This is a genomic window from Limnospira sp. (genome assembly GCF_051859755.1).
GTDB classification, from domain to species: domain Bacteria; phylum Cyanobacteriota; class Cyanobacteriia; order Cyanobacteriales; family Microcoleaceae; genus Limnospira; species Limnospira fusiformis.
On the sequence record NZ_JBIMLI010000044.1, the window covers coordinates 1 to 12,746 of the forward strand.

Annotated in this window: 10 protein-coding genes; 6 read left to right on the forward strand and 4 right to left on the reverse strand. The window is 45.5% G+C overall.

Translation table 11 applies throughout. The annotated features are described in order from the left end of the window. The first annotated feature begins 210 nt into the window (after positions 1-210). The 5 genes from pyrH to ACTIE0_RS10075 all read left to right on the forward strand — a co-directional run bounded on the left by pyrH (position 211) and on the right by ACTIE0_RS10075 (position 5,916). Positions 211-939 carry a UMP kinase gene (gene pyrH, locus ACTIE0_RS10055; RefSeq protein WP_006670118.1) on the forward strand — a complete coding sequence of 243 codons (729 nt, stop codon included), beginning with the start codon at positions 211-213 and terminating at the stop codon, positions 937-939. Further along, positions 926-1,474: a ribosome recycling factor gene (gene frr, locus ACTIE0_RS10060; RefSeq protein WP_035759499.1), complete on the forward strand. Its 549-nt coding sequence runs from the start codon at positions 926-928 to the stop codon at positions 1,472-1,474. Before pyrH ends, frr begins: the two co-directional genes overlap by 14 nt. 79 nt (positions 1,475-1,553) lie before the next feature. Continuing rightward, positions 1,554-2,645: a geranylgeranyl reductase family protein gene (locus ACTIE0_RS10065; RefSeq protein WP_006625208.1), complete on the forward strand. Its 1,092-nt coding sequence runs from the start codon at positions 1,554-1,556 to the stop codon at positions 2,643-2,645. 583 nt (positions 2,646-3,228) lie between these two features. Beyond that, positions 3,229-5,532 (forward strand): GAF domain-containing sensor histidine kinase, encoded by a 2,304-nt coding sequence (locus tag ACTIE0_RS10070; RefSeq protein ID WP_439516892.1) that lies wholly within the window; start codon positions 3,229-3,231, stop codon positions 5,530-5,532. Between the two features lie 36 nt (positions 5,533-5,568). Then, positions 5,569-5,916 carry a c-type cytochrome gene (locus tag ACTIE0_RS10075; RefSeq protein ID WP_006625205.1) on the forward strand — a complete coding sequence of 116 codons (348 nt, stop codon included), beginning with the start codon at positions 5,569-5,571 and terminating at the stop codon, positions 5,914-5,916. A gap of 14 nt (positions 5,917-5,930) precedes the next feature. Here the strand turns inward: ACTIE0_RS10075 and ACTIE0_RS10080 are convergent, their stop codons facing one another. The 4 genes from ACTIE0_RS10080 to ACTIE0_RS10095 form a co-directional block, all read right to left on the reverse strand. Further along, the gene (locus ACTIE0_RS10080; protein ID WP_006670114.1) at positions 5,931-7,229 is read right to left on the reverse strand and encodes a TldD/PmbA family protein; all 1,299 of its coding nucleotides are present in this window, start codon (positions 7,227-7,229) and stop codon (positions 5,931-5,933) included. Between the two features lie 97 nt (positions 7,230-7,326). Beyond that, positions 7,327-8,229 carry a heterocyst differentiation master regulator HetR gene (gene hetR / locus ACTIE0_RS10085; protein WP_008051392.1) on the reverse strand — a complete coding sequence of 301 codons (903 nt, stop codon included), beginning with the start codon at positions 8,227-8,229 and terminating at the stop codon, positions 7,327-7,329. A 459-nt stretch (positions 8,230-8,688) separates the two neighbouring features. Continuing rightward, the gene (patX, locus tag ACTIE0_RS10090) at positions 8,689-8,952 is read right to left on the reverse strand and encodes a heterocyst-inhibiting protein PatX (RefSeq protein WP_006670113.1); all 264 of its coding nucleotides are present in this window, start codon (positions 8,950-8,952) and stop codon (positions 8,689-8,691) included. A gap of 298 nt (positions 8,953-9,250) precedes the next feature. Further along, the gene (locus ACTIE0_RS10095; protein ID WP_006670112.1) at positions 9,251-11,059 is read right to left on the reverse strand and encodes an FAD-dependent oxidoreductase; all 1,809 of its coding nucleotides are present in this window, start codon (positions 11,057-11,059) and stop codon (positions 9,251-9,253) included. A gap of 81 nt (positions 11,060-11,140) precedes the next feature. On the opposite strand from ACTIE0_RS10095, the gene ACTIE0_RS10100 reads away from it, so the two are divergent. Then, on the forward strand, positions 11,141-12,703 hold the full coding sequence (locus ACTIE0_RS10100) for an SLBB domain-containing protein (RefSeq protein ID WP_006670111.1): 1,563 nt from the start codon (positions 11,141-11,143) through the stop codon (positions 12,701-12,703). Positions 12,704-12,746: the final 43 nt, after the last annotated feature.

Sequence of the window (12,746 nt, forward strand, 5' to 3'; positions counted from 1 at the left end):
GGGTTTGACCGTATACTCATTATTGAGTTGCGAATCTTTTTAGGTATTGTACCTTATTGTCCTAAGATGTCAAGCAAATCTTGGATTAAATTCTGGCTCTCACAAAAAACCTGAGATTAATAACAGCTTTCTGGTATCTTGAATTGGGACCGAACCTTATATCTGCGTAATCCGTAGATGGGATATAGCCATTGTCAATAGGGGATCTAAATGGGGACAAAATATAAACGGATCTTACTGAAACTCAGCGGTGAAGCCCTTATGGGTAGCCTGGGATATGGCATAGACCCGATTGTGGTTCAGGAAATCGCCCAGGAAGTTGCTGATGTGGTCAATAAAGGGGTGCAGGTAGCCATTGTGGTGGGCGGCGGTAATATCTTCCGAGGAATGAAAGCGGCTTCTGCGGGAATGGATAGGGCAACCGCAGACTATGTGGGTATGATTGCTACAGTGATGAATGCGATCACCTTACAAGATGCCCTAGAACAAATAGGTGTGCCGACTCGTGTACAAACGGCGATCGCTATGCAGGAAGTGGCTGAACCCTACATCCGCCGCAAAGCTATTCGCCATTTGGAACTAAACCGGGTGGTGATTTTTGGGGCGGGTTCGGGTAATCCGTTTTTTACCACGGACACCACAGCCGCACTGCGGGCGGCGGAAATTGACGCAGAGGTGATTTTTAAAGCCACTAAGGTAGATGGAATTTATGATTGTGACCCGGCAGTTAATCCTGATGCTCGTCGCTATAATACTCTTACCTATGGCTATGTGCTGACCCATGACCTACGGGTGATGGATAGTACGGCGATCGCCCTGTGCAAAGAAAATAATCTTCCTATTATTGTATTTAACCTGACTGAGCGTGGCAATATTGGCCGGGCTGTGGTCGGTGAAACTGTTGGAACTTATGTCGGAGGTTCTTGTGAAGTTAGCTGATGTTGAAAACCTGATGAAAAAAGCCTTAGAATCTACGGGGCGATCTTTTAATACGATTCGCACCGGACGGGCTAATGCTTCCCTATTAGACCGGATTACCGTAGAATACTACGGGAGTCCGACTCCTCTTAAATCTTTGGCAAGTATCAGCACTCCTGATGCTTCGACTATTACTATTCAACCTTTCGATCGCAATTCTCTTAACAACATTGAGAAAGCTATTTCTATGTCAGACGTGGGACTGACACCTAATAACGATGGCTCAGTTGTACGTCTGAATATTCCGCCGCTGACGGAAGCACGCCGCCAAGAATTTGTCAAACTTGCCGGAAAATATGCCGAAGAAGGCCGGGTCTCAGTTCGTAATATCCGCCGAGATGCGATCGACTCCGTTCGCAAACAAGAAAAAAACGGGGATATCTCCGAGGATGAATCCCGCGATATTCAAGACAAAATTCAAAAACTCACCGATAAATACACAGCCAAGGTCGATGAACTACTCGAAGCCAAAGAAAAGGATATTATGACCGTCTGATGTATTCTCTTGGGGGTTCATCCCCCAAAACCACCCGCAACCCCCCCTTGATGTAAACAAAGGTTAATCACGGAAATTTATGTTTGACTGTATCATTGTTGGAGCTGGTCCCGCTGGTGGGGCGGCGGCTTATCATCTCGCTAAACGCGGGCGCAATCCTCTGGTGGTCGAAAAAAACTCCTGGCCGCGAAATAAACCCTGTGGTGGTGGGGTTTCTCCGGCGATCGCCGCCTGGTTTGATTTTGATTTTACTCCCGCCATATCCACTACTGTTGATAAAATCCGTTACACTTTCAAACTGGCTGACCCCGCCGAAACTGCTATATCAAAACCTATGTGGATGGTCCGCCGAGATGTGTTTGATGCTTTCCTTATCCAGCAGGCTCAAGATCAAGGCGCTAGTTTCCAACCTAATACGGAAGTTACTGCTATTGAGTTTAAAGGCGACAGTTGGCAATTAACTACTGCTAATGGTGAAACCCTCACAGGTCGATATCTGATTGCAGCAGATGGCGCAAAAGGCCCTGTGGCTTCATGGTTACGCCTCAAACAGTCTAATCCCCGACTGGCTATGGTCACGGAAGCTACTCAATTATCAGATGTGCCAACTTTTGAATTTGGTATGGTGAAAAATGGCAGTCTGTGGGGGTTTCCCAAGGCTGATGGTTACACGGTTAGCACTACTACTTTCCGGGGAAAAGAACCTAAAAATTTGAGCCAAGATTTGAGCCAATACCTGAAAGCCTTGGGGCTAAATCCTAATTCCCCTATTGTTGAACATCCTTTGCGACTTTGGGATGGCGATCGCACCCTTCATAGTCAAAATGCTCTCATCGCCGGAGAGGCTGCTAGTATTGTTGACCCCCTCTCTGGGGAAGGTATCCGCCCCGCTATTTTGACCGGTATCAAAGCCGCAGAGGCGATCGATATGGCGATCGGTGGTGACCAAAGCGCACTCGAAAAATATACCCAAATTATCCGAACCGAATGGGGCGTAGATATGGTTTGGGCTTCACGGTTGGCTGGTGTCTTCTACAGTTTCCCTGGTATTGGTTACAAGGCGGCGGTTAAAGTTCCTGCTGCTACTGAGTTGATGACTAAAATCCTCTCTGGCGACCTTCGCTATGGTGATGTGGCTGGTCGCGCTATCAAGAAATTGAGTCCTTTCTGATTTTCACCCGGAATCAGTTTTGTTGATTTAGGGGTTGTGCTAAACCCCCACAAGTCTCTCCCAGGGGGCTTATTTTCAAAAAAAAAATTTTTCGCCGCCCCCCGCCCTAAGGGTTGACAAGCACCGGGAACTAATGGTAGTATATTGATGTACAGTTAAATAATGAAAATCTAGCCACAAATAACAAAATTGTCACTATTCCCATTATCTAAAAGTATACCAGAAGCCGACCAAAAAGACAAGCACCCCCCAGCAAAAAAATTTTCCGCAACAAAACTTAACAATTTGTTACAATACTTAACATAACCCTAATCATAGAGTTATCGATTGTGGATGATTGAGATTAAGGTGAAATAATGAAGTTCCCTGGCCAGGTATTGGATGGGAATCTCTCATTGTTTTGTTAGAATAACTACAATCGACATATCGTAGTAGCCACCAATGTTCTGAAAAGAGCAGCAATTTTAAATCACCAAAGCAGACTAAATATCTGTGAAAAATAGTAAAACCTAATTTAGCATTGTAGTTAAATAGAGAGAATCTCAACGGGATTCTGGAAACTGCCTCCCCAATCAGGAAACTTATGTACACTGTGGACACTGCACAAGACCTTAAATCTCAACTTGATCATCAAGTTTTGCTACGTCGAATCATTAGTAGGATTCGGCAATCACTAGAACTTCCAGAAATTCTGAAAGCCACAGTGGCGGAAGTCCGTTCATTTTTAGGAACAGACCGGATTATGATCTATAGATTTGATCAAGATGCGAGTGGTGAAGTAGTGGCGGAGTCGATTTATGACGATCGCCTTCCTTCTTTGCTAGGGTTGCATTTTCCGGCGGATGATATTCCCCAAGAAGCACGCGATCGCTATGTAAAACTTCGGCAGCGAACCATAGTTAATGTCCACTCTGGAACCATAAGTATAAGTCCCCTAGACTCTCCAGAAACGGGGGAACCGCTACCGACGACAGAAATAAAATCGAGATCTGTAGACCCTTGTCATATCAGTTATCTGACGGCGATGGGAGTGCAGTCTTCGGTAGTTGTACCGATTCTGTACTCGGGGCAAAACCATGATAAATCCCGATCTGGTCAGTTTTCAACCTCATCAAATCAATTGTGGGGGTTATTGGTTTCTCACCACTCTGAGCCCCGGGAAACTTCCCCATTAGAATTGCAGATTTTGCAATTAGTTGTCGATCAGATGACCATAGCCATTGGTCAAGCTGATATGCTGGCTAAAACCCGTAAACAGGCGATGTTAGAAGCTACTATTAATAAGGTAGCTTCTCTCCTGCATGAACAGCCGACGATTCAGTTACAAGCGGCTTTAGAGGCGACTGTGGAGGACTTCCAAGGTTCAGGAGGGCGACTATATATCCAATCTCATCCTGAAAAGACCCCGGAGGTGTTTTATTGTGGTGAACAGCCGACGATGCCTTCATGGGAAACCAAATCAATCATGGAAGAACATCCCCTCTGGCAAAAGTGGCTCAGAGAGGGGTTTAAGTGTAACAGTGGTAGGCGATCGCTTGATAGTTGTAGGGGGAATATTTGGGCGATTACAGATTTATATAGAGAATCAGAACTGCGAATTTTTACCCCAGCTTTTCAAGCTACGGCCATTCGGGGTTTGTTAGTATTTCCGATTCAATACCGCCATAATAACCTGGGATGTCTAACTATTTTTCGTAATGAAATTGACACAGAAACCATCTGGGCGGGACGTTTTGAGCCTAGTTTAAAACAAATGATGCCCAGACAATCATTTGAAGTGTGGCGGGAGTTCAAACAAGGTCAAGCCCAACCTTGGACAGCGGATGAAATCAGCTTAGGTCAAGCATTAGGGAAACATTTTTCCATGGCTATTCAACAATATATGCTGTATCGAGAGGTTCAAGAATTAAACAGTACCCTAGAAAAACAGGTACAGCAGCGGACTATTGAACTCAAAAGGTCTTTAGATAATGAACAAGCGAAAACGGAACAGTTAGAAAAGACTCTGGATGAACTGAAACGTACCCAAAGCCAACTTATTCAAACGGAAAAAATGTCAGGTCTGGGTCAGTTGGTGGCTGGAGTCGCTCACGAAATTAATAATCCGATTAACTTTATTTTTGGGAATTTAAGCTATGTGAACGAGTATAGCGATAGTTTACTTAAACTCATCCTCCTTTACCATCAATACTATCCCGAAAGACACCCGGAGATTGAAAGCTATGAAACGGAAATCGAATTAGATTTTCTTCAGGAAGACTTACCGAAAATTCTGGCATCAATGCAGATAGGATCCCAAAGAATTCGCCAACTGGTGTTATCTCTGCGTAATTTTTCCCGTCTTGAGCAAGCCGATCGCAAATCAGTTGATATTCACGAGGGTATTGATAGCACTCTGTTAATTCTGCAACATCGTCTGAAGCCTAGACCTCATCATCCCACCATTGAAATCGTGAAAAATTATGGTGATATTCCGCCTGTAGAATGCTATGCGGGATTACTTAATCAGGTGTTTATGAATATGCTAAGTAATGCGATAGATGCTATGGAATCTCATATTAAAGAACATCCAGAGGATAATTTTTCACCCCAAATCATGATTAGCACTGCTTTAATTCCTGATATCGATAATGGTAAAAATTGCTTGCAAATTTCCATAGCTGATAACGGTCCGGGAATCCCGTCAAATATTCAATCTCATATCTTTGACCCTTTCTTTACGACTAAACCGGTAGGATTAGGTACAGGTTTAGGTTTGTCTATCAGCTATCAAATTGTGGTAGAAAAACACCAAGGTAAAATCAACTGTTGTTCAGAACCTGGTCAAGGTACAGAGTTTAGGATTACCATTCCGGCTTATAATATACCTACAACCGAGTCTAAGTAAGTCTCAGGAATACGAGAAAGCGATTAACAAAAATTGATGATCATGAGAAATCTGTTAACTATTTTACTGCTGAGTGTTAGTTTATTGTGGGGTTGTTGGACACCAAAGGCGATCGCAGATAATCTGAATATTGAGAAGGGGGGGGAAATTTTTAGCGTCCACTGTGTGGGCTGTCATGCTGGTGGTGGTAACATTATTAGGCGGGGTAAAAATCTGAAACAGCGGGCTCTCCAACGGAATGGCTACGACTCAATAGAGGCGATCGCAGAAATTGTGGCTAATGGTAAAAGCAATATGTCGGCTTATTCTGACCGTCTGAGTGTCTCGGAAATTCAACAGGTCGCCGCCTATGTCTTAGACCAAGCCGAGAAAAATTGGCGTTAATCAAATGTTGATGATTAACTTCTGGCGGTAACAGATAACCCTTCGACAATCAGAGATGGAGTATAAATGGAACCATTCCAGTTACCATCTCCTCCCACACTAACCACTTGTTTTAAGGCGGTGTAGACATTTCCGGAAACCATGGTATTTTTAACCCGACCGACAACCTGACCATTTTCAATGCGATATCCCAGATCGACATTAACGGAAAATTCCCCAGTAATTCCGGCACCAGATCCTAACATCTGATCAATAATTAGACCGTGGTCTAGCTGTTTAATTAAGTCTTGCATAGAGTCGCGTCCCGGTTCAATTAACAAATTGAATAATCCGGGGATGGGATAACTATTTAAATCAGCTCGAAACCCGTTCCCTGTGGTGCCACTACCGAGGGTGCGCCCAGTGGTTAAATCAGTATAAAATAGCTTGAGTATGCCATCTTGAATAAAGACAATGGGGCGAGTGGGGATTCCCTCATCATCAAAGGGGCAGCTAAACGGCCCTAGGGCGGGTTTCTGAGAGAGGGTAAGGGAGGTAGACACAACTTGAGTTCCGAGGCGATCGCTCCACGGAGAAGACCCTTCTAGGACTTGTTTACCATTGAGGGCGGCGGAAACTGTACCCCATAACATATCTGCCGCTTTAGCGGTAAATAAAATGGGGACACGCCCAACCAAGGGGGATGCGTTTTCCCTAGCCCATTCCAGCCGTTGAAGAATGCGTTGGCTCAATAACTGTGGTTCAAGGCTACCCCGTTGAGTCTGACCGTCGGAAATGTAGAGAAAATCACTGTCGCGCACCCATTCGGTTTCTAAATAAGCGCTGAGGGTTGTATCGGTGTGGCTACAATCAAGACCTCTGGAATTAATCAGGCGGGTTGATTCTACTTCACAATCCCATTCTCCCGAACAGATAATATCTGGGTAAATGTCTCGAATGCAGCCAATAGTCTCTTTTCCCCAAGCCATAAGCTGTTCTACTTCCATAGAATTTCCGATCGCCGGATAGTGATTTAGGGAACTACCATCAGCTATGGTAATAGTCTCGGGGTCATTAAGGGCTGATAGGGCGATCGCTCGCTCCACTAATTTTTGAGGGGGTACTGCACCGTGGGCGACAGCCAATCCGGGGCGGCCATCGCGCCACAATCGCAGAACAATTCCCTCTGATTCAATGCGTTCGATTTGTTTGAGTCGGTTAGCTTCAAAAAAGAGGGGGCGAGCTTGGGACCTAGCTCGGAATACCTCCGCCACTTCGGCTCCGGCTTTTGCCGCCAACTCCAGAAGCTGTTCGGCTATCTGGTCCTGGGTCATGGATGGTCGATTCTGCCATAGCTTTCACATCGTTACATCCTACCCTGTGGCGAGCCATAAAAAACGGCTATTTTCCAGAGAGATTACCAAAGGGGGGTTAATCGGTCTCCTGGGGTCCAAAGACCATTTGCAGGACCATGGGTTCACCTCCGATCTCATGATAGCGATCGGCCCACTGGCGAATAATCTCATCTAACTCTTCTAAAGCCGACTCAATGCGATCGCTCGGAATATCCAATTCTTCCAAAACCCGCATTACCTTGGGCTGACGTTCCGCCCAGTCCTTCATTAAACGGAAATACCTCGCCGTATCTTCCACCATAATATAGGTCCGTTCTTCCTGATCTTCGGGAGAATAGGAAGCCCGGGTCAGAGCATAGAAAGGCATCCCCCAAGGAGAATCTATTTTCGTCACCGTGCCAGAGTAGATCAAGCGCCGTTTAATATGTTCTGTTAAGGCTTCACTTAATGGCATCCGTCTACTAGGTTCGATGTCTTCTTGGGAACGTCTGTGAAGAAACTCGATCAATTCCATAAACTGAAAAGAATTGATCAATTGAGCGTCGGGTAAATACTTGGGTAAACGACTTTCAATTACCCGTTTTTCATCTTGAGTTAAGCTCGTGCCGGGGACTCTGGCTTTTCCCGGTTGCCAGGGGTACTGTTCTAACCACACATAGGGAAACTGAATCAGATAACGGGGTTCCGTAGAACCCAACATTTTTAAGAGCTTCCCTTCCGTCAGGGCTTCCCGCACTTCCTCAACAATCACTTTCACCCGTTTGGGTTCAATATGATGTAGGTGTCCAGTCATGCGGAGGTTTTCACCCTGCTCCATATAAGTTGTATAGATAGCACATTTGGCCGCAGTTGCCGCCGCATCTAAAAAAGCCCCATGTCTATGCCCACTGGTTCTCATGGCGCTAAAAGCCAAATAAAGCATGATCTGATCCATGGCGCTGGGGCTAAGGCTTTTGATCAGATCTGTATCTTTTTTCATGATAATCCCTGGAATTTCATAAATAATATATGGGATGAATGGTATCATCCCCATTAGTGAGAATGGGTGATATTACCCAGATCTATTGCTGAGTAAATAAATAAACGACTGGAGACCGCGCAGTTTCTATCCCTGATGCTAGTATGGGTCTGCCACGGGGACTTATGACCGGGCGCAACCTATTTGATTAGACAACTGACCTGGCCTTTCCTCAATCGGTAATATAGTAGTTTGGATGCACCCTCGGCACTCAGGGCTTTCCAATTGAGATGAGTTTGATTGAGATATCGTTATTATACACACAAAACCGCCCAACATCCATAAACTAATGGAAATGTTCGGCAGTTGTGGTCTTTATAGATTGGTTGTATTTGTTGACAAATGCTCGGATTTATGTTCTAAAATTTATTGGGGCTAAAACATGACACTAGAAGGGGATTTTTGTACCGGAATCATCAGTCATTGATTAGCTCTGCCACTGCCACGATGGGGAAACAGGGATTCTGATGGAGATGTTTGCTCGAATGTCTCAGCAAATCCCCGTCGGGGTGTTCCTTGCCAGGGACTGCGGGAGCCATGATGCTCCGTTTGCGCTGAGAGCATATATTGGTTAGTCATGGATTCTAATTGCTGTCTGCTTGGTCTTATTTCCATAGCTTGGGCGGCACTGCTCATGCCTAACAACAGCAACATAGAAAAGCCAAATGTAGGGTTGAGTTTCATAGAAATGTCCGTATTAAAGCGTCCATTTCCTGATACCAACCCAATAGGCCTACATCAGGATAATCTGATAATTTTTTCCTTCAGCCCTACAATACTTGACTTGTGGCGCTGGCATCTACCGCTGGGGGTTGACAGTTTTCGGACGGTAGTGGTATTATTAAGATAGTACAGATTAGTTTGGTAATATGTAGGCAAAAAATAAAATTGTTAATATTCCCATTATTACATAGACTACCACAGGGCGATCGCTTTTGTCAACCCCCCCAGTCATAAAAGGCGATTTTTTTTGTTACAAAACTTAACATAACTCTTTGATGACTTCGACAAGTAGCCAGCGACCGGCGGAGTTGTGTCGTCCCCAAACGGTGATGGGGGTAGCGGTAGGTATGGTTTGTAATTGTTGATTAATGTGTGGGTGGAGGGTAACGAGACTCAATACCTGACCGAGGAGTGAGTGAGGTTGAGAGAGGGTGAGGGAATATTCGTGGTCTGGGTGGCGGTGAAATTGTCCGCTAAATTCTGATAATGAGGGTGATATTAATTGTGTCGGGTGGGGGTCGGGTGGGGGAACTTCACCAGTTATGGGATAGGCTTGTGGGTGGTCTAAATAGTATTGTTGCCATTTGAGCCAATCGGCGCGATCGCCTGTAAGGTTAAACAGGGGAATAATGGCGGCGGGGGCTATGGGGTCGGTTAATAGTGCTTGTTGAAGCGATCGCACTGATAGCATTCGGGGAGATATGCGCTGTTGGACAGATAAAGCCGCAGCCATTCCCGCCGCCTGTCCGATACCCAAAACCACAGGTTGTAGACGGGTAGCGCCATTAGCGATATGGGAAACGGAAATATTTTTCTCAGCCACAATTAAGCCCTCTGTAGTTTCTGGAATTAGGGTACGATAGGGGATAGTAAAGGGGGTTCCCGTCCAGCGACCTCCCCAGCGTAAGAGTTTAAGTTTAACTGGTAGTAACCCGGCGCTGTAGTGGTGATCATTGGGATAGTTACCAATGGCGATCGCCTCACATTGTCCATTGTGGTCTATAGGTAAGGCGGCGACGCGACTTCCTGAGACAGGTAAAATATGATTTTCTGTAATCGTTTGGACTCCACACAGACGGCGACTTTCTCGGTAGTAGGGATGAATAGCAAAAGCGCCAAGTTGCTGAGGAGTTAAGCCTAGGTCAGTTTTCCAAGCTGACATGGTATGGGGAAATATGCTCTCAGCCAAGCCGTAGCGCCTTCCTAGGTGCTGTTGAATGAAGGCGGCGAAGTTCAGACTATGCTGTAGACTTTCCCGCCAGAATGCCTGTTTTTGTGGCGCTGAAGCAATCAAACGATCCAATCCTACCCCGTAATCATTGCCTTTATGGGGCCAGTTTATCATCATTAACCCCCCAGGTAGGCGACCATAGTTGAGGAATTGTTGGGGGTCGTAGCCATCCCAAGCGCCCTGAAATTTGCTAAAATCGGCTTCTGGGGTAGGTTTAATGGCTGGGGCTTGTGTTTCGCCAAAATCCTGTAATAATACTACCCAGGTGGGGTCTTGTACTGGACAATTATCGGTAAATTGGCTAGATTGAATTGGGGCGCTAGGTTCTTGCCATTGCTGTTGCCATTCCCAACCCCAGCGATAGGGAATTTCACCTTGAGCTAAAATATCTCCTAATTCTGTGGCATCAATGGTAACCTGGGCATTAATGGTAAAATCTGGGAATCTCACCCCAGTAATGCGATCGCCTTTCCGCAATACTTCTAGGGGTGCATATCCAGAAATCCAATGTAGATTTTTTTGAGATTTTACCCAGTCTGACCAAATTTGCGCGCCTATGCGGGGGTCATAATTAAAAAAACTAACCCATCCCCAGTCTAAACCCGTGGGTTGTTTTTGTCTAAGTTCTCTTAAAAAAGCACCCCATAGACCCGTCTGAAAGGCTACTAATTCGTTCCCGTCTGGTGCAGCTACTCCGGCGGAGGTTAACATTCCTCCTAACCAGGAAAATTCACTCACTAAAATAGTATTAGCCCCACCACGGGCGCTCTGGAGGGCGGCGGCAGTTCCCCCAGCACCTCCACCAACCACTAAAACATCTGTTTGCAATTGTTCCATCAATCTCGGCAATTGTCAATCACAGAATATAGTTATAACACAATTCGGCGATTCTGAAAATAGGCGGATAATTTTATTGAAATGGATAATATCATCAAACATAATCAAATTCTCAAAAACGGGCTGATTTATACAACCCAAAAAATATGTTTTTTCGGATTAACAGTCAACTGTGTGGGGTTAACATGGCTGTTGATGTCTCTCCCGGCTGGGGGGGAGTTTTTACCACCGCCACCAATGCCGACAATTAATCATGGTAATAATGGGGCTAACAATTTGTCTCCTCTGGTGGTGGGGGAATATATTTTAGGGGCGGGTGATACCATAGAAATTGATATTTTCAATGTTCCCGAATATAGTGGCGAAAGAGGTCGTCATCAGGTGTCAGTAGATGGAAGTTTAAACCTCCCGTTAATTGGGAGAGTGACGGTTCAGGGAATGACAATTGATCAAGTTTCGGAACTGCTGAAAGAACGATATGGGGAATATTTACAACGACCACTGATTACGGTAAAATTATTAGAGAGGAGACCTGTTCAAGTAGCGATCGCTGGGGAAGTTAAGAGACCCGGTTCTTATATGGTATCGGGTAATTCCCAGAGTCAAAATATGGGAGGTGTTTCTAATGCTGCTACTGTGACAGGTGTTTTGCGAATGGCGGGGGGAATAACTACTAGCGCCGATATTCGCCAGGTAAAAATCCGTCGTCCTGGGGGGGGAGGTGAGGAAACTATTGTTAATCTTGATTTGTGGGAACTTCTCCAAAATGGTGACCTGAGTCAAGATCTAGCCCTGAGAGATGGAGATAGGATATATATTCCGACTGTTACAAATATTAATCGCCACGAAGCGCGTCAGTTGTCTAGTGCTAATTTTGCTAGTAATGCTGACGGACCGATTAATGTGGCGGTGGTGGGGGAGGTGAACCGACCAGGAACCCATATCCTTAGCATTGACACCATGGCTGGGACTGAGGGGGAAAATGTATCGGAGTGGCGAGGTATAGTTGGAGTTGATCCGGTTGGGGTGTATACAGTCACCAGGGCTATTAAAGCGGCGGGGGGAATTACACCGGAAGCAAATATTCGAGAAATTCAGGTGCGGCGCATTAGTCGTACAGGGACGGAACAAACTGTTATGGTTGACCTATGGAAACTTCTACAAGAGGGAGATCTCCAGGAGGATATTGCTTTACAAGGGGGGGATACAATTATTGTGCCTAAAGGGGGGACTGTAGATGCTACAGTTTCTGGTAATGTGGCAACAGCTAGTTTTTCTCCGGGTATAATGCGTGTTAGTGTGGTGGGGGAGGTTCTACAACCTGGGGCGATTAGTCTACCCCCCAACAGTTCCCTAAACCAGGTGATTCTGGCGGCGGGAGGTCTGAAACGGGGTCAGGCTGACTCCAATAGGGTAGAACTCATCCGTATATCCCCGGATGGGACTGTTTCCCGAAGGGTGATCTCGGTTAATCTATCGGATGATGTGAATGAGGCTAATAATCCGGTCCTGAGAAATAACGATGTAGTTATGGTGAACCGTTCAGGGGGTGCGGCTTTTCGGGAGGGAATGGGTACGGTTTTTAATACCTTAAATCCGATTAGTAATGTTTTGGGGTTGATGAGGTTTATAAGTATCTTTTAAGCAAAATTCATTTTCTGGTTATTTAGCACACGCAAAAATCGGG